The 18,218-nt window shown below is 71.0% G+C and carries 11 protein-coding genes; 10 read left to right on the top strand and 1 reads right to left on the bottom strand.

What is annotated here, in order from left to right; genetic code table 11:
- Positions 1–3: 3 nt before the first annotated feature.
- Positions 4–372, bottom strand: a complete 369-nt coding sequence (locus QOL16_RS09185) for a PaaI family thioesterase (RefSeq protein WP_058743365.1) — start codon at positions 370–372, stop codon at positions 4–6.
- 143 nt (positions 373–515) lie between these two features.
- On the opposite strand from QOL16_RS09185, the gene polA reads away from it, so the two are divergent.
- From polA to whiA, 10 genes are all read left to right on the top strand, one after another.
- Positions 516–3,161, top strand: coding sequence for a DNA polymerase I (polA, locus tag QOL16_RS09180; RefSeq protein WP_305410732.1), 2,646 nt, complete (start codon positions 516–518; stop codon positions 3,159–3,161).
- A 126-nt stretch (positions 3,162–3,287) separates the two neighbouring features.
- Complete coding sequence (locus QOL16_RS09175) at positions 3,288–4,967, top strand: DUF885 domain-containing protein (RefSeq protein ID WP_071284950.1); 1,680 nt, start codon at positions 3,288–3,290, stop codon at positions 4,965–4,967.
- Between the two features lie 348 nt (positions 4,968–5,315).
- The gene (gene rpsA / locus QOL16_RS09170) at positions 5,316–6,794 is read left to right on the top strand and encodes a 30S ribosomal protein S1 (RefSeq protein WP_065959074.1); all 1,479 of its coding nucleotides are present in this window, start codon (positions 5,316–5,318) and stop codon (positions 6,792–6,794) included.
- Positions 6,795–6,934: 140 nt separating this feature from the next.
- Entirely contained in the window at positions 6,935–7,546 is a 612-nt protein-coding gene (gene coaE, locus QOL16_RS09165; protein ID WP_071284343.1) for a dephospho-CoA kinase, read from the top strand.
- 75 nt (positions 7,547–7,621) lie between these two features.
- Entirely contained in the window at positions 7,622–9,706 is a 2,085-nt protein-coding gene (gene uvrB / locus QOL16_RS09160; protein WP_171898683.1) for an excinuclease ABC subunit UvrB, read from the top strand.
- Positions 9,696–10,625: an SDR family NAD(P)-dependent oxidoreductase gene (locus tag QOL16_RS09155; RefSeq protein WP_071284346.1), complete on the top strand. Its 930-nt coding sequence runs from the start codon at positions 9,696–9,698 to the stop codon at positions 10,623–10,625. Before uvrB ends, QOL16_RS09155 begins: the two co-directional genes overlap by 11 nt.
- Before the next feature lie 121 nt (positions 10,626–10,746).
- Positions 10,747–13,707 carry an excinuclease ABC subunit UvrA gene (gene uvrA, locus QOL16_RS09150; protein WP_071284349.1) on the top strand — a complete coding sequence of 987 codons (2,961 nt, stop codon included), beginning with the start codon at positions 10,747–10,749 and terminating at the stop codon, positions 13,705–13,707.
- A complete protein-coding gene (gene uvrC / locus QOL16_RS09145) occupies positions 13,708–15,852 on the top strand; it encodes an excinuclease ABC subunit UvrC (protein WP_083395010.1) in 2,145 nt (714 codons plus the stop codon).
- A gap of 112 nt (positions 15,853–15,964) precedes the next feature.
- Positions 15,965–16,942 carry an RNase adapter RapZ gene (gene rapZ, locus QOL16_RS09140; protein ID WP_083395011.1) on the top strand — a complete coding sequence of 326 codons (978 nt, stop codon included), beginning with the start codon at positions 15,965–15,967 and terminating at the stop codon, positions 16,940–16,942.
- A 73-nt stretch (positions 16,943–17,015) separates the two neighbouring features.
- Positions 17,016–17,996: a DNA-binding protein WhiA gene (whiA, locus tag QOL16_RS09135; protein ID WP_065959066.1), complete on the top strand. Its 981-nt coding sequence runs from the start codon at positions 17,016–17,018 to the stop codon at positions 17,994–17,996.
- The last annotated feature ends 222 nt before the right edge of the window (positions 17,997–18,218 follow it).

Here is an 18,218-nt window from a genome sequence, read left to right as displayed (position 1 = left end):
GGGTCAGCGCCGCTCGCGGATCATGTTCGTGATGCGGACGGTCGAGCAGCGTCGGCCCTCGTCGTCGGTGAGCACGATCTCGTGCGTGGTGAGCGTCCCGCCGAGGTGGATCGCCGTGCACGTCCCGGTGACCCGGCCGCTCGTGGCGCTGCGCGAGTGCGAAGCGCTCAGCTCGATCCCGACGGCGTACCGACCCGGGCCGGCGTGCACGTTCGCGGCCATCGACCCGAGGCTCTCGGCGAGCACGACGTACGCGCCGCCGTGCAGCAGGCCGACCGGCTGCCGGTTGCCCTCGACCGGGATCGACCCGACCGCGCGCTCGGCGGTCAGCTCGGTGATGACCATGCCCATCTTCTCGGCGAGTTCCCCCATGCCGCGGTCGGCCAGACGGGGGTCCACCCCGGCGTCGGCGAGGGTTCCACCGGTGGTCGCTTCGTCGGTCACGCGCGCAGGACTCCCGTGTCGTATGGCGTCGGTAGGCTGTCCGGGTGTCGGACTCCGCAAAGCCTACCCTCATGGTCATCGACGGCCACTCGCTCGCCTTCCGTGCCTTCTACGCCCTGCCGGTCGACAGCTTCGTGAACCGCGAGGGGCAGCACACGAACGCCATCCACGGCTTCATCTCGATGCTGCTCATGCTCCTCCAGCGCGAGAAGCCCACGCACCTCGCGGTCGCGTTCGACATCTCCCGGTTCTCCTTCCGCACGCGGGAGTACGAGGACTACAAGGGCACCCGCTCCGAGACCCCGGCCGAGTTCAAGGGGCAGATCCCGCTCCTGCAGCAGGCGCTCGAGGCGATGGGCATCACCACCGTCACGAAGGAGGACTACGAGGCCGACGACATCCTCGCCACCTTCGCCCGCCAGGGGTCCGAGCAGGGCTACCAGGTGTACGTCGTCTCGGGCGACCGCGACTCGATCCAGCTCGTCAACGACGACGTGACGCTGCTGTACCCGTCGGTCCGCGGGGTGTCCGAGCTCACGCGCTACGACCGCGACAAGGTGTACGAGCGGTACGGCATCGAACCGCACCAGTACCCGGACATCGCCGCCCTCGTCGGTGAGACGAGCGACAACCTCATCGGCATCGACAAGGTCGGCGAGAAGACCGCGGTGAAGTGGATCACCCAGTACGGCTCGCTCGACGGCGTCCTCGAGCACGCCGACGAGATCAAGGGCGTGGTCGGCGGCAACCTGCGCGACCAGAAGGACCGGGCGATCCGCAACCGCAGGCTGAACCGACTGGTGGACGACGTCGAGCTGCCGGTGGGCCCCGGCGACGTGGCGCTCCGCCCGCTCGACGAGCAGGCCGTGCGCGAGCTGTTCGCGAAGCTGCAGTTCCGCACCCTGCTCGACCGCGTGCTCAAGGTCGCGGGCACCGGCGAGCCGTCCGACGGCACCGCTGCCGAGGGCGCCGTCGACAGCGGTGCGCCGACCCCGCCGCCCGTGAAGACCGTCATCGACGAGGAGCTCGGCCACTGGCTCGACCAGAAGGTCGCGAAGGACGCCGAGAACGGGTTCGGCGTCGCGGTCGAGGTCATCGACGGCCGCCTCAGCGCCATCGGCATCGCGACCCACGACGACGCCGTGCTGGTCCCGGGCGGCAGTGGCACGAAGGACTACGAGCAGCTCGCGGCCTGGTTCGCCTCCGATGCGCCGAAGCACTTCCACGACGCCAAGGCCGCGATCAAGGCGCTCGGCACGGTCGGCATCACCGTGCACGGCATCGCCGGTGACGCCCGACTGACCGGGTGGCTCGCGCAGCCCGGCAAGCAGGGCCAGCCCCTCGCCGACCTCGTCTACCAGGAGCTCGGCGAGGAACTCCCGACCGCCGACCCGAACCAGCTCGTGCCCGAGACCGACCCGGTGAACGTCGGGGTGCACGCCTGGTACGTGCTCCGCGTGGACACGGCCCTGCGCGCCCGGGTCGACGAGTCCTCGCTCCGGGTCCTCGACACGATCGAGCTCCCGCTCGTCCCGGTCCTCGCCGGCATGGAGACCATCGGCGTCGGCATCGACCGGCCCGTGCTCACCGGTCTGTCGCACGACCTGGGGGAGCGCGCGGCCGAGCTCGCGCAGCAGGCCTTCGCCGAGATCGGCCACGAGGTGAACCTCGGCTCGCCGAAGCAGCTGCAGGAGGTCCTGTTCACCGAGTTGGCGATGCCGAAGACCCGCAAGACCAAGACCGGCTTCTCGACCGACGCCGCGAGCCTCGCCGACCTGCAGGAGCAGCACCCGCACCCGTTCCTCGGCCTGCTGCTCCAGCACCGCGACGCGACCAAGCTCCGGCAGATCGTCGACACCCTCGACGCCGCGGTCGTCGACGGCCGCATCCACACCAGCTACGAGCAGACCGGCAGCAGCACCGGCCGCATCTCGTCGACCGACCCGAACCTGCAGAACATCCCCGTCAAGACCGCCGTGGGCCGTCGGGTGCGGTCGGCGTTCGCCGTCGCGGAGCCGTACACGACCCTCGTCACCGCCGACTACTCGCAGATCGAGATGCGCATCATGGCGCACCTGTCCGGCGACCCCGGGCTGATCCAGGCGTTCAACGAGGGCGAAGACCTGCACCGCTTCGTCGGCGCCCGGGTGTTCGGTGTCGAGCCGGCCGACGTCACGCCCGAGATGCGCACCAAGGTCAAGGCGATGTCGTACGGCCTCGCGTACGGGCTCAGCCCGTTCGGCCTGTCCAAGCAGCTGCGCATCGAGCAGTCCGAGGCGCGCACGCTCATGAACGAGTACTTCGCCCGGTTCGGCGCCGTCCGCGACTACCTGCGCGGGGTCGTCGAGCAGGCCCGCGAGGACGGCTACACCGAGACGATCTTCGGACGCCGACGCCCGTTCCCCGACCTGAAGAGCCCGAACCGCGTCCTGCGCGAGAACGCCGAGCGCGCCGCGCTGAACGCGCCGATCCAGGGGTCCGCCGCGGACATCATGAAGATCGCGATGCTCGGCGTCGCCGCCGACCTGCGGGACGGCGACCTCGCGTCGCACCTGCTGCTCCAGGTGCACGACGAGCTCATCCTCGAGGTCGCACCGGGGGAGCAGGAGCGTGTCGAGGAGATCCTGCGCACGCGCATGGGCGGTGCCGCCGAGCTCAGCGTGCCGCTCGACGTGTCGGTGGGCGTGGGCCCGAACTGGGAGGCGGCGGCGCACTGACGTCGACCGCGACCAGCGGACGGACGGGAGGCGCGGTGCGGGCCCGCACCGCGCCTCCCGTCCGCCTTCCCGGGCGTTCCGCGGCCGCGCCAGTGTCCCGGAACGCACGTGGGTAGGGTCGGGGACATGACCGAAGCCCGTCCCGTCCGCCAACCGTCCGCCGTCGACCGCGTCGCCGAGGACTGGGTGTCCACGCTCGTCGACCTCGACCCGACCGTCGCCACGTACATCGGCGTCCCGGGCCGCACCGACGGGTACGGCGACACGTCGCCCGCCGGTGCCGACGCGCTGGCCGACGCCGCCCGCGCCGCGCGTCGCGCGCTCGACGCGGCCCCCGCGGCCGACGACGTCGACCGGGTGACGAAGACCGACCTCGGTGCCGAGCTCGACCTCGTGGTCGAGTCGCACGAGCGGCAGCTGCACCTGCGCGACCTCAACGTCATCGCGAGCCCCGCGCAGGAGCTCCGGGACGTGCTCGACCTCATGCCGACCGCGACGACGGACGACTGGCAGCACGTCGCCGGCCGACTGCACGCGCTGCCGGACGCCCTCGAGGGCTACCGCGAGACCCTCCTCCAGGGCACCCGGGAGCAGGTCACGCCGGCACGGCGGCAGGTCGCGCTCATCGCCGAGCAGGCCGCCCGCACCGGCGCCCCTGACGGCTTCTTCCGCCAGTTCGTCGCGTCCGCCGCGCTCGAGGGCGGTGCGCCGCTGCCCGAGTCGCTGCAGGCCGAGCTCGCCCGCGGCGCCGAGGTGGCCGCGGCTGCCTACCGCTCGTTCGGCGGGTTCCTCGAGCACGAGCTGCTGCCCCTCGCGACGCCGGTCGACGCCGTCGGACGCGAGGACTACGCGCTGCACTCCCGCCGCTTCCTCGGCGCGGTCGTCGACCTCGACGAGACGTACGAGTGGGGGATCGAGGAGCTCGCCCGGATGCGCGACGAGCAGGAGCGCATCGCCGACCGCATCGAGTCCGGCGCCTCGGTGGCCCGCGCCATCGAGCTGCTCGACGCCGACCCGGCCCGGGTCCTGCACGGCACCGACGCGCTGCAGCGGTGGATGCAGGAGACGAGCGACGCCTCGATCCGCGCGATGGACGGCGTCTACTTCGACATCGCGGACCCGATCAAGCGCCTGGAGTGCCGGATCGCCCCGACGCAGGAGGGCGGCATCTACTACACGGGGCCCTCGGACGACTTCTCCCGCCCCGGCCGCATGTGGTGGTCGGTGCCCGAGGGCGTCACCGAGTTCGGCACCTGGCGTGAGAAGACGACGGTCTACCACGAGGGCGTCCCGGGCCACCACCTGCAGATCAGCCAGGCCGTGCACAACCGCGGCGAGCTGAACACCTGGCGCCGGCAGCTCGCCGGACCGTCGGGGCACGTCGAGGGCTGGGCGCTCTACGCCGAACGCCTGATGGAGCAGCTCGGCTTCCTCGACGACGACGGCGACCGGCTCGGCATGCTCGACGGGCAGCGGATGCGTGCCGCCCGGGTCGTGCTCGACATCGGCGTGCACCTGCAGAAGACGAACCCGGACGGTGGCGGCTGGACGTGGGAGTACGCGCTCGACTTCATGGGCCAGAACGTCAACATGGCGCCCGAGTTCGTGCAGTTCGAGGTCGCCCGGTACTTCGGCTGGCCCGGGCAGGCGCCGTCGTACAAGGTCGGCCAGCGCGTGTGGGAGTCGATCCGCGACGAGGTCCGGGCGCGCGAGGGCGACGCCTTCGACCTCAAGGCGTTCCACCACCGCGCGCTCGCACTCGGCGGCGTCGGGCTCGACACGCTCCGGAGCGCACTGCTCGACTGAGCGGACGCCGGGGGCGGGTCACCGTCGCCGGTCATCGGGGCCGGCCCGCGTCGCCGGGGGTGCGCACCTGGCGGACGGGAGGCCCGTGGCGGCCCCGCCACGGGCCTCCCGTCCGCCGCGGTGCGGCCGCACCGCGGCACCACCGCCGGGTCTGCACCGCACGTGACGCTCCGTGACACGCCCGACCGGCCTGGTTGTGGGTGCCCGCGCGGTGCGGTTAGACTCCATTGGCGCAATCCGCGCCAACCAATCACTGCCATGACGGCTCGCACCGACGATCGGTGTGGACCAGGGGGTCGCTCCCTCGTCGTCACGGCCCGACTCATGTCCGTTCGGAGCAATCTCTACATGACAACCACCACGACCAAGGCTCCCAAGCAGGTCGCCATCAACGACATCGGCTCGGCTGATGACTTCCTGGCCGAGGTCGAGAAGACCCTCAAGTTCTTCAACGACGGCGATCTGATCTCCGGAACCGTCGTGAAGATCGACCGCGACGAGGTCCTCCTCGACGTCGGCTACAAGACCGAGGGCGTCATCCCCTCGCGCGAACTCTCGATCAAGCACGACGTCGACCCCAACGAGGTCGTCGAGGTCGGCGACGAGGTCGAGGCCCTGGTCCTCCAGAAGGAGGACAAGGAAGGTCGCCTGATCCTGTCGAAGAAGCGTGCGCAGTACGAGCGTGCGTGGGGCGACGTCGAGAAGATCAAGGAGTCCGACGGCGTCGTGACCGGCACGGTCATCGAGGTCGTCAAGGGCGGCCTGATCGTCGACATCGGTCTCCGCGGCTTCCTCCCGGCCTCGCTCATCGAGCTGCGTCGCGTCCGCGACCTGACCCCGTACCTGGGCCAGGAGCTCGAGGCGAAGATCCTCGAGCTCGACAAGAACCGCAACAACGTGGTCCTCTCGCGCCGCGCCCTGCTCGAGCAGACGCAGTCCGAGTCGCGCACCACCTTCCTCAACAACCTCCACAAGGGCCAGGTCCGCAAGGGCATCGTGTCGTCGATCGTCAACTTCGGTGCGTTCGTCGACCTGGGCGGCGTCGACGGTCTCGTCCACGTCTCCGAGCTCTCCTGGAAGCACATCGAGCACGCCAGCGAGGTCGTCGAGGTCGGTCAGGAAGTCACCGTCGAGATCCTCGAGGTGGACCTGGACCGCGAGCGCGTGTCGCTCTCGCTCAAGGCCACCCAGGAGGACCCGTGGCAGGTCTTCGCCCGCACCCACGCGATCGGTCAGATCGCGCCGGGCAAGGTCACGAAGCTCGTGCCGTTCGGTGCCTTCGTCCGCGTCGCCGACGGCATCGAGGGTCTCGTCCACATCTCGGAGCTCTCGAACAAGCACGTCGAGCTCGCCGAGCAGGTCGTCTCCGTCGGTGACGAGGTCTTCGTCAAGATCATCGACATCGACCTCGACCGTCGCCGCATCTCGCTCAGCCTCAAGCAGGCGAACGAGGGCGTGGACCCGGAGGGCACCGAGTTCGACCCGGCGCTCTACGGCATGCCGACCGAGTACGACGACAAGGGTGACTACAAGTACCCCGAGGGCTTCGACCCGGAGACCAACGAGTGGCTCGAGGGCTACGACACCCAGCGCACCGAGTGGGAGGGCCAGTACGCGGCCGCCCAGGCGCGTTGGGAAGCCCACAAGGCGCAGGTCGCGAAGACCATCGCCGACGAGGAGAAGGGTGGCTTCGACCTCCCGGCCGGCGCGTCCTCGACGTCGACCTCCTCGACGCCGTCGTTCTCGAGCGAGTCGAACGGTCAGGGCACCCTGGCCGACGACGCCTCGCTCGCGGCGCTCCGCGAGAAGCTCAGCTCGAACAACTGATCGAGCTGGTCGCACCGACCGGAAGCCCGGCACCCATCGTGGGTGCCGGGCTTCCGGCGTTCCCGGGCGTCGTCGTCCCCTCGTGCGTGCGGCGTTCCGGGACGCCGTCCCGTCCGGGTGTCGCTCGGTAGCCTGGTGGCGTGCGCATCATCGGTCTGACGGGCGGCATCGCCGCGGGCAAGTCCACGGTCTCCCGACGCTGGGCGGAGCACGGCGCCGTCGTGGTGGACGCCGACCAGCTCGCTCGGCAGGCGGTGGCGCCGGGGAGCCCCGGACTCGCCCGGGTCGCCGAGCGCTTCGGGGCCGGTGTGCTGACCGCAGACGGCTCGCTCGACCGGCCGGCACTCGGCAGCATCGTCTTCGCCGACCCGCAGGCGCGGAAGGACCTCGAGGGCATCACCCACCCGGAGGTCTGGCGGCTCGCCCAGCAGGCCTTCGACGCGGCCGAGGCCGCAGACCCGGACGCGGTCGTGGTCTACGACGTCCCGTTGCTCGCGGAGGCCCGGGGGAGCCGTCCGCTCGCGTTCGACGCCGTCGTGGTCGTCGACGCCCCGGCCGCGCAACGGGTCGAGCGGCTCGTCGCACACCGGGGGATGCCCCGCGACGAGGCCGAGCGGCGTGTGGCGGCCCAGGCGTCCGACGCCGAACGGCTCGCCCTCGCCGACCACGTCGTGGACGCCACGGGGACGCTCGACGACACGGTGCGGTCTGCGGACGAGGTCTGGCGGCGGATCGCTGGCGTGCGGGACTGACCAGGTGGGCGGGGTCCTTCTGCCCTGGGCGAAGCGGCCGGTCCGGTGTCGGCGGTCCCGACTACCGTTGCCTGCATGGCAGTGTCGATCGAGCCCACGCGGGCGATCCGTCCGTTCGAGGTCATCAGCGAGTACTCGCCGAGCGGCGACCAGCCGGCGGCGATCGCCGAGCTCGCCGGCCGCATCAACGCCGGTGAGACCGACGTGGTCCTGCTCGGCGCGACGGGTACGGGCAAGTCGGCGACGACCGCCTGGCTCATCGAACAGGTGCAGCGTCCGACCCTGGTCCTGGCGCACAACAAGACCCTCGCGGCGCAGCTCGCGAACGAGTTCCGCGGGCTCATGCCGAACAACGCCGTCGAGTACTTCGTCTCGTACTACGACTACTACCAGCCCGAGGCGTACGTCCCGCAGACCGACACCTTCATCGAGAAGGACTCGTCCGTCAACGCCGAGGTCGAGCGCCTCCGCCACTCCACGACCAACTCGCTGCTCAGCCGGCGCGACGTCGTGGTGGTGTCGACCGTGTCGTGCATCTACGGCCTGGGGACGCCCGAGCAGTACATGAACGCCTCGGTCGCGCTGCACGTGGGCCAGACGATCTCCCGCGACCAGCTCGTCCGCAAGTTCGTCGGCATGCAGTACCAGCGCAACGACGTCGACTTCGCGCGCGGCACCTTCCGGGTCCGCGGCGACACCATCGAGATCATCCCGATGTACGAGGAGCACGCGATCCGCATCGAGATGTTCGGTGACGAGATCGAGGCGCTGTCCTCGCTGCACCCGCTCACGGGCAGCGTGATCGACGACCTGCCCGCGGTGTCGATCTTCCCGGCGTCGCACTACGTCGCGGACACCGACGTCATGCACAAGGCGATCGAACGCATCAAGGACGAACTCGCCGACCGGCTCGCCGAGCTCGAGGGCCAGGGCAAGCTGCTCGAGGCCCAGCGGCTCCGCATGCGCACGACGTTCGACATCGAGATGATGGAGCAGATCGGGTTCTGCTCGGGCATCGAGAACTACTCGCGGCACATGGACGGGCGCGAGGCCGGCGAGGCCCCGCACTGCCTCATCGACTACTTCCCCGACGACTTCCTCATCGTGATCGACGAGTCGCACGTCACGGTGCCGCAGATCGGCGCGATGTACGAGGGCGACGCCTCGCGCAAGCGCACCCTGGTCGAGCACGGTTTCCGCCTGCCGAGCGCCCTCGACAACCGCCCGCTCACGTGGGAAGAGTTCCTCGAGCGCGTCGGGCAGAAGGTCTACCTGTCGGCGACGCCCGGCAAGTACGAGCTCGGCGTGACGGACAGCGTCGTCGAGCAGATCATCCGCCCGACCGGCCTGGTCGACCCCGAGATCGTCGTCAAGCCGAGCGACGGACAGATCGACGACCTGCTCGAGGAGATCAAGCTCCGCACCGAGCGCGACGAGCGTGTGCTCGTCACGACGCTCACCAAGCGCATGGCCGAGGAACTCACCGACTTCCTCGGCAACGCGGGCGTGCGGGTGCGGTACCTGCACTCCGACGTCGACACGCTCAAGCGCGTCGAGCTCCTCACCGAGCTGCGCCAGGGCGTGTACGACGTCCTCATCGGCATCAACCTGCTGCGCGAGGGCCTCGACCTGCCCGAGGTGTCGCTCGTCGCGATCCTCGACGCCGACAAGGAGGGCTTCCTCCGGTCGTCGACCTCGCTCATCCAGACGATCGGTCGCGCGGCGCGCAACGTGTCCGGCCAGGTGCTCATGTACGCCGACAAGATGACCGACTCGATGCGGAACGCCATCGACGAGACCGACCGGCGCCGCGAGAAGCAGGTCGCGTACAACCTCGAGCACGGCATCGACCCGCAGCCGCTGCGTAAGAAGATCGCGGACATCACCGAGGTGCTGCAGCGCGAGAACGACGACACCAAGGCCCTGCTCGAGGGCCGGGGCGGTGCGGACGGTCGGCGGTCCCCGACGCCGAACCTGCGTCGCGAGGGCATCGCGGGCGAGGGTGCGACGCAGCTCGGCGCGACGATCGCCGACCTCAACGAGCAGATGCTCCAGGCCGCCGCCGAGCTGAAGTTCGAGCTCGCCGCCCGCCTCCGCGACGAGGTGCAGGACCTCAAGAAGGCGCTCCGGCAGATGGAGTCCGCCGGCCATGTCCGCTGACGCCGTCCGGGCCGAGCCGGAGCACCGCACGGTCGTGGTGACCGGGGCGAGCGCCGGGTTGGGCTACCACGCGGCCGAACAGCTCGCGGCCCGTGGGCACCGGGTGGTCCTGGCCGTCCGGGACCCGGAGCGGGGTGCGGCCGCCGAGCGGAGCATCCAGCGCCACGTCGACGGTGCGGACACGGCGGTGCTCCGACTCGACCTCGCCGACCTCGACAGCGTCCGGTCCGCGGCCACGGCCCTCGCCGACCACGGACCGGTCCACGCGGTCCTCAACAACGCCGGCGTCGTCGGGTCCGCCGAGCGCCGCAGCACGGCGCAGGGGTTCGAGCTGCAGGTCGGCACGAACCACCTCGGGCACTTCGCCTGGACCGCGCGCGTCCTGCCGCTGCTCGACCCCGCGGTCGGCCGCGTCGTGCACCTCGGCTCGATCGCGCACCGGTTCACGACGCTCGACCGGACGGACCCGCTCGCGACCGGTCGGTACGAGGGCCACCGCCAGTACGCGCGGAGCAAGCTCGCCGTCATGCTCTTCGGGTTCGAGCTCGCCCAGCGCCTCGGCGACGCGGGGTCCCGGCTGCGCAGCGTCGTGGCGCACCCCGGCCTCGCGCTCGACGCGGCCGCCCCACCGCGGCCGGAGATCGCGCCGACCCGTTCCGAACCGGCGTGGATGCGTGCGGGCTCCGGCTGGGTGGCACAGGGCAAGGACGCCGGTGCGCACCCGCTCGTGCACGCTGCCGTCGGCGACGGTGTCCGGTCGGGGGAGTACTGGGGGCCGGGCGGTCCGCTGCAGTTCGCCGGTCCGCCGGCGCTCGTCCCGGCCCGGACCCGCGCGCACGACCGCACCGCGGCAGCGCGGCTGTGGGCCGCGAGCGAGCGGGCGACCGGTGTCGCGTTCGCTCTCGACGGAGTGCTCTGACCCGCCACGCGCGGGCGGATGTCGGTGCGGGTTCGTAGACTCGTCTCCGATGACCATCACCTCTGACCGCGGAACCTCGACGTCGGGCGGCGACGCCTTCGGCGAGCCCGCCGACCTCCACATGCCCGGCGGGACCGCTCCGCACAGCACCTCGACGCTCAGTGTCCGGGGTGCGCGCGTGCACAACCTGCAGGACGTCGACCTCGAGATCCCGCGGGACTCCCTCGTCGTGTTCACCGGGCTCTCCGGTTCCGGCAAGTCCTCGCTGGCGTTCGACACGATCTTCGCCGAGGGGCAGCGTCGCTACGTCGAGTCGCTGTCCGCCTACGCGCGCCAGTTCCTCGGCCAGGTCGACCGCCCGGACGTCGACTTCATCGAGGGCCTGTCGCCCGCGGTGTCGATCGACCAGAAGTCGACGAACCGCAACCCGCGGTCGACGGTGGGCACCATCACCGAGGTCTACGACTACATGCGCCTGCTCTGGGCGCGCATCGGCGTCCCGCACTGCCCCGTCTGCGGCGAGGTGATCAGCAAGCAGAGCGTGCAGCGGATCGCCGACCAGCTCATGCAGTTCGAGACAGGGACGCGGTTCCAGGTGCTCGCGCCGGTCGTGTCGAAGAAGAAGGGCGAGTTCGTCGACCTCTTCCAGGAGCTCGCCGCCTCCGGCTACGCCCGCGCGATCGTCGACGGCGAGCGTGTGCAGCTGAGCGACCCGCCGACGCTCAAGAAGCAGGTCAAGCACGACATCTCGGTCATCGTCGACCGCCTCGTGGCCAGCGACGACGGCCTCGGACGCCTCACCGACTCGCTCGAGACGGCGCTGCGCCTGACGAACGGCACGGTGGCGATCGACCTCGTCGACCACGAGGGCCCGGGTGCCGTCCGCACCTACTCCGAGAACCTCTCCTGCCCGAACAACCACCCGCTCGCGCTGACCGAGATCGAGCCCCGAACGTTCTCGTTCAACGCGCCGTTCGGTGCGTGCCCGGAGTGCTCGGGCCTCGGCACCCGCATGTCGGTCGACCCCGACCTCGTGCTCGGCGACCCCGAGGCCTCGCTGCGTGACGGTGTCCTGCTGCCCTGGACGGGCACGAGCGGGCTGTACTCCTACTTCGAGAAGCTCCTCGCGGGTCTCGGCAAGGAGCTGGGCTTCAACCTGGACACCCCGTGGAACCAGCTCGACCCGAAGGTGCAGGCGTCGATCCTCACCGGCAAGGACTTCGAGGTCTCGGTGTCCTGGCGCAACCGGTTCGGTCGCGAGATGCGCTACACGAGCGGCTTCGAGGGCGTCATGCCGTACATCGAGCGCAAGTTCGCCGAGGCCGAGTCGGACTCGCAGCGGCAGCGCTTCCAGGGGTACCTGCGCGAGGTCCCGTGCCCGGTGTGCGACGGCACGCGCCTGAAGCCCGAGGTCCTCGCCGTGACGGTCGACGGGCGCAGCATCGCCGACGTCACCGACATGTCCCTCGACCAGGCGTACGACTTCATGGACTCGCTCACGCTCACCGAGCGCGAGGCCCACATCGCCGCCGCGGTCCTGCGCGAGATCCGGGCGCGGCTCGAGTTCCTGCTCGAGGTCGGCCTGAACTACCTGACGCTCGCGCGCGGGGCCGGTGGCCTCTCCGGCGGCGAAGCCCAGCGCATCCGGCTCGCGACGCAGATCGGTTCCGGCCTGACCGGGGTGCTGTACGTGCTCGACGAACCGAGCATCGGCCTGCACCAGCGCGACAACCGCCGGCTCATCGACACCCTCGTCAAGCTCAAGGACCTCGGCAACACGCTGATCGTCGTCGAGCACGACGAGGACACGATCCGCACCGCCGACTGGGTCGTCGACATCGGCCCGGGGGCCGGGGTCAACGGCGGCAAGGTCGTACACTCCGGGTCGTACGAGGGCATCATCGCGAACCGCGAATCGGTCACGGGTGACTACCTGGCCGGGCGCCGCGCCATCGAGGTCCCCACCGAGCGCCGGAAGATCAACCCGAAGCGCGTGATCAGCGTGCAGGGCGCGCGGGCGAACAACCTCAAGCAGGTCGACGTCGACTTCCCGCTCGGCGTCTTCACCGCGGTCACCGGGGTGAGCGGCTCGGGCAAGTCGACACTGGTCAACGACATCCTCTACAAGGTGCTCGCCAACCAGCTCAACGGTGCACGGCACATCGCGGGCAAGCACACGCGCGTCAAGGGCCTCGACCAGCTCGACAAGGTCGTGCACGTCGACCAGGCGCCGATCGGCCGTACCCCGCGGTCGAACCCGGCGACGTACACGGGCGTCTTCGACCGCATCCGTCAGCTCTTCGCCGAGACCCCCGAGGCGAAGGCACGCGGCTACCAGCCCGGCCGGTTCAGCTTCAACGTCAAGGGCGGCCGCTGCGAGAACTGCTCCGGCGACGGCACGATCAAGATCGAGATGAACTTCCTGCCCGACGTGTACGTCGCGTGCGAGGTCTGCGGCGGCGCGCGGTACAACCGCGAGACGCTGCAGGTGCACTACAAGGGCAAGGACATCTCCGAGGTCCTCGACATGCCGATCAGCGAAGCGGCCGAGTTCTTCGAGCCGATCTCCGCGATCCACCGGTACATGGCCACCCTCGTCGACGTCGGTCTCGGCTACGTCCGGCTGGGGCAGAGCGCCACGACGCTGTCCGGCGGCGAGGCACAGCGCGTGAAGCTCGCGACCGAGCTCCAGCGCCGGTCGAACGGGCGCACGGTGTACGTGCTCGACGAGCCGACCACGGGTCTGCACTTCGAGGACGTCCGCAAGCTCCTGCTCGTCCTGCAGAGCCTGGTCGACAAGGGCAACACCGTCATCACGATCGAGCACAACCTCGACGTCATCAAGTCGGCGGACTGGCTCGTCGACATGGGCCCCGAGGGCGGTGCGGGCGGCGGCACGGTCCTGGCCGTCGGGACCCCGGAGCACGTGGCCGACGTCCCCGAGAGCCACACCGGCGTCTTCCTGCGCGAGATCTTCGACGCGCAGGACGCCCGGGTCGGCAAGCAGCAGGCGGTGGGTGCGCGGACGGCGACCCAGAAGCGGTCCGGCACCGCGACGAAGCAGAAGGCAGGGGCTCGGTAGGTGGCGAACACCGTCTCGTGGCGGCCGAAGGCGTCGGAGATCCCGACCGACCCGGGCGTCTACCGGTGGCGTGACGAGGCGGGGCGGGTGCTCTACGTCGGCAAGGCGAAGAACCTCCGCGCCCGCCTCAGCAACTACTTCGCGCCACTGCCCACGCTGCACGAGCGCACCCGGCGCATGGTCCTCACGGCGCGCAGCGTCGAGTGGACCACGGTCGGCTCCGAGATCGAGGCACTCCAGCTCGAGTACACGTGGATCAAGGAGTTCGACCCGCCGTTCAACGTCAAGTTCCGGGACGACAAGTCGTACCCGTACATGGCGATCACCCTCGGCGAGGAAGCACCGCGGGTGATGGTGACCCGCAACCGCAAGATCAAAGGTGCCAAGTACTTCGGTCCGTACCCGAAGATCTGGGCGGTGCACGACACCATCGACCTGATGATCAAGGTGTTCCCGATCCGTACCTGCTCGGACTCGTCCTACAAGCGGGCGATGCAGACCGGCAAGCCCTGCTTCCCGGGGCAGATCGGCAAGTGCGGTGGCCCCTGCTCGCAGAAGGTCACGATCGCCGAACACCGGGCGATCGTCGAGCAGTTCGTCCGCTTCATGGCGAGCTACGACCGCCGCGTCATCACCGAGCTGAAGCAGCGCATGGCCGCGTCGGCCGACGCCATGCAGTACGAGCAGGCGGCGCGCTACCGCGACCAGGTCGGCGCGCTCGAGGCCGTGCTCGAGAAGTCCGCCGTCGTGCTCCGCGACTCGGTCGACCTCGACCTGTTCGGCGTCGCCGAGGACGAGCTCGCGGCCGCGGTGCAGCTGTTCTCGGTCCGCGGCGGCCGCATCCGCGGTGTCCGCGGCTGGGTGGTCGACAAGGAGCTCGACATCAGCACGGGCGACCTCGTCGAGCAGATCGTGCAGGGGCAGTACGCCACGACCGAGGAGCCCCCGCGCGAGGTCGTCGTGCCGGAGCTGCCCGAGGACGCCGAGGCGCTGCAGCAGTGGCTCAGCGAACGGCGCGGCGGGCGGGGGACCAAGCTCAGCACCGCCCAGCGCGGCGACCGTGCCGGACTCGCCCGCACGGCCGCGCAGAACGCCGCGCAGGCGCTCATGCTCTACAAGACCAAGCGCAGCGCGGACTACACCACGCGTGCCGCGGCCCTCGCGGACATCCAGGAGGCCCTCGGCATGACCGAGGCACCGCTGCGGATGGAGTGCTACGACATCTCCCACCTGCAGGGCACGAACGTCGTGGCGTCGATGGTCGTGTTCGAGGACGGTCTGCCGCGCAAGGACCAGTACCGCCGGTACTCGATCGCCGAGACGACCGACGACACCGACAGCATGTACCAGGTGCTGTCGCGCCGACTCGCCCGACTCGACGAGGACGCCGCCGTGCCGGACGTCCCCGACGCCACGAGCGACGCCGTCGTCGAGGGCACGAAGCCGACCAAGCGGTTCGCGTACCGACCGCAGCTGCTCATCGTGGACGGCGGGCAACCGCAGGTGCAGGCCGCGAAGCGCGCGATGGACGAGGCCGGCGTGCACGACATCGCCCTCGTCGGGATCGCGAAGCGTCTCGAGGAACTCTGGCTGCCCGACGACGACTTCCCGGTGATCATGCCGCGCAACTCCGAGGCGCTGTTCCTCATCCAGCGCATCCGCGACGAGGCGCACCGGTTCGCGATCACGCACCAGCGCACCCGTCGCAAGCGGGACGTCCGGTCGCAGCTCGCCGAGATCCCGGGGCTCGGGCCGACCCGGGTGTCGGCGCTGCTCAAGCACTTCGGGTCCGTGGCGCGGCTGCGGGAGGCGACGGCGGAGCAGATCGCCGAGGTGAACGGCGTCGGCCCCGCGACCGCGGCGGCCGTGGTGACGAAGCTGGCACAGGCCCCGGCCAGTGCGGCCGAGCCGGGCAGCGCCCCGACCGACAGCGCACCGCAGCCCGCCAGCGCGCCCGAGCCGGGCCGCACGCCGACCGACAGCGAGCCGGAGCCGACGAGTGCGCCGGAGCCGACCAGCGCGCCGGAGCCGACCAGCGCACCGGAGCCGAGCCGCGCCTCCCGACCGGACCGCGAGCCCGGCGCGGCCAGCGACACCGTCAGCGTGCCGGCCGTCAGCGCGGACGGACCGCACCGCCCCCGCTGATGGCCCCAACTCGCTCCGACGACCCCGTCCGGACGCCGGGCGGTACCCTCGAGACCAACCGAAGCCGCCCCGGGCCACGGGCCCGGCCCGTCACGACGGAGCCCTCCCACACATGAGCGACACGAGCGACACGAGCGACCGCACCAGCAGCGACCCGGCACCGGCCGACGACCACGACGAACCGGGGGCCGAGCACGCCGCGGACGCCGCCCCCCGCAGCTCCCAGCAGCACGACATCCTCATCGTCACGGGTATGTCGGGCGCCGGCCGCTCGACGGTGGGCAAGGCCCTCGAGGACCTCGGCTGGTACGTGGTCGACAACCTGCCGACCCAGATGCTCGCGCCGCTGACCGAGCTCGCCGACCGCGCGGGTGAGAAGATCCCCAAGATCGCGACCGTCGTGGACGTCCGCGGCGGCCGGTTCTTCACCGACCCCGAGCAGGCGGTCGTCCAGGTGCGCGCGAGCGCGTCCGCGCGGGTCCGGGTGCTCTTCCTCGAGGCGACGGACGCCGTGCTCGTCCGCCGGTTCGAGCAGGTCCGCAGGCCGCACCCGCTGCAGGAGGACGGCACGCTGCTCGACGGGATCGGGCGGGAGCGCGCGCGGTTGGCCGGGCTCCGCGAGGCGTCCGACGTCGTCATCGACACGTCCGACCTCAACATCCACCAGCTCGCGAACACCGTCACCGAGCGGTTCGCCGACGACCACTTCGTCGGTGTCCAGGTGACGCTCATGAGCTTCGGCTTCAAGTACGGTCTGCCCGCCGACGCCGACATGGTCGCCGACGTCCGGTTCATCCCGAACCCGTACTGGGTCCCGGAACTCCGGGCGCACACGGGCCTCGACGCACCCGTCTCCGAGTACGTCCTGGCCCAGCCGGGTGCCCGCTCGTTCGTCGAGCGGTACGCCGCCGTGCTCGAGCCCGTGCTGGCGGGATACCAACGCGAGAACAAAAGACACGCTACGATCGCCATCGGCTGTACCGGCGGCAAGCACCGCTCGGTCGCCGTCGTCGCCGAGTTGGCGAACCTCCTCCGCGGGATGCCCGACGTCGCCGTGCGTGTGAAGAACCGAGATCTCGGCCGGGAGTGACCGTCCCTCCGGCCGTGCCACACGAGTGCGCCGGGCCCGCGGACCCCACCGAAGAAACGTTAGGAATGATGCTGTGCCGTTGACTGCCGAGGTCAAGGACGAACTGGCCAGGGTCGTCGTGAACCGCAACACGGTCCGCGCCGCCGAGCTCGCGACCATCCTGCGGTTCGCGGGCGGCCTGCACGTCATCTCGGGCAGGATCGCGGTCGAGGTCGAACTCGACACCCGGATCATCGTCCACCGGGTCCGCAAGGACCTCGCCGAGCTGTACGGGGTGCGCTCCGAGGCGTCCGTCGGTTCGACGGCATCGTCGCGTCGCGGCACCCGCTACCTCGTCCGCGTGCTCGAGGCGGGGGAGACCCTGGCCCGCCAGACGGGCCTGATGGACGCCCGTCGCCGCCCGGTCCGCGGGCTGCCGAACCGGCTCACCACGGGCAACCGTGAGGACCTCGCCGCCGTGTGGCGCGGCGCGTTCCTCGCGGCCGGCACCCTGACCGACCCCGGGCGTGCGGCCGCCCTCGAGGTCACGTGCCCGGGCAACGAGGCCGCGATGGCCCTCGTCGGCGCGGCCTCGCGGCTCGGGATCGCCGCCAAGGGCCGCGAGGTCCGGGGCGTGCACCGCGTCGTCATCCGCGACGGCGAGGCCATCGGCCAGATGCTCACCGTCATGGGTGCCGCCCGCACCACGGCGGACTGGGAGGAGATGCGGCAGCGCCGCGAGGTCCGCGCGACCGCGAACCGGCTCGTCAACTTCGACGACGCGAACCTCCGCCGGTCGGCGCAGGCAGCGGTCGCGGCGTGCGCCCGCGTCGAGCGTGCGCTCGAGATCCTCGCCGACGAGGTGCCGGACCACCTCAGGTACGCCGGCGCCCTCCGCCTCGAGCACCGCGACGCGTCGCTCGACGAGCTCGGACAGCACGCCGACCCGCCCATGACCAAGGACGCCATCGCCGGACGCATCCGTCGACTCCTCGCGATGGCCGACAAGCGGGCGTCGGACCTCGGCATCCCGGGCACCGAGGCCAGCGTGCCGGAGGAGCTCGAGGGGGTCTGACCGACGCGGGTCCCCACCCACCGGACGGGAGGCGCGGTGCCAGCCGGCACCGCGCCTCCCGTCCGTCGTGTGGCGGGTCCACGGGCCGGTTCCCGGCCCGTCGGGGACCGTCCGGACGGACCGTCTCACGGCGCTGCTGCGCAGTGTCCGACTGCTAGGGTCGAGACGGCGACGTCACGGGCGTATCGTCCACCGCAGGTGGGCCCGCAGGGCCCGCGACTC

This window comes from Curtobacterium sp. MCBA15_004 (genome assembly GCF_001865055.2).
Lineage (GTDB): Bacteria > Actinomycetota > Actinomycetes > Actinomycetales > Microbacteriaceae > Curtobacterium.
Note: the sequence above shows the minus strand (reverse complement) of the source record. Positions and strands in the feature narration are given on the sequence as shown.

Bases quoted from the DNA above. Each gene is read 5' to 3' on its own strand.
- QOL16_RS09185 (WP_058743365.1), bottom strand. From the start codon at position 372: ATGGGGGAACTCGCCGAGAAGATGGGCATGGTCATCACCGAGCTGACC.
- polA (WP_305410732.1), top strand. From the start codon at position 516: ATGGTCATCGACGGCCACTCGCTCGCCTTCCGTGCCTTCTACGCCCTG.
- QOL16_RS09175 (WP_071284950.1), top strand. From the start codon at position 3,288: ATGACCGAAGCCCGTCCCGTCCGCCAACCGTCCGCCGTCGACCGCGTC.
- rpsA (WP_065959074.1), top strand. From the start codon at position 5,316: ATGACAACCACCACGACCAAGGCTCCCAAGCAGGTCGCCATCAACGAC.
- uvrB (WP_171898683.1), top strand. From the start codon at position 7,622: ATGGCAGTGTCGATCGAGCCCACGCGGGCGATCCGTCCGTTCGAGGTC.
- QOL16_RS09155 (WP_071284346.1), top strand. From the start codon at position 9,696: ATGTCCGCTGACGCCGTCCGGGCCGAGCCGGAGCACCGCACGGTCGTG.
- uvrA (WP_071284349.1), top strand. From the start codon at position 10,747: ATGCCCGGCGGGACCGCTCCGCACAGCACCTCGACGCTCAGTGTCCGG.
- rapZ (WP_083395011.1), top strand. From the start codon at position 15,965: ATGAGCGACACGAGCGACACGAGCGACCGCACCAGCAGCGACCCGGCA.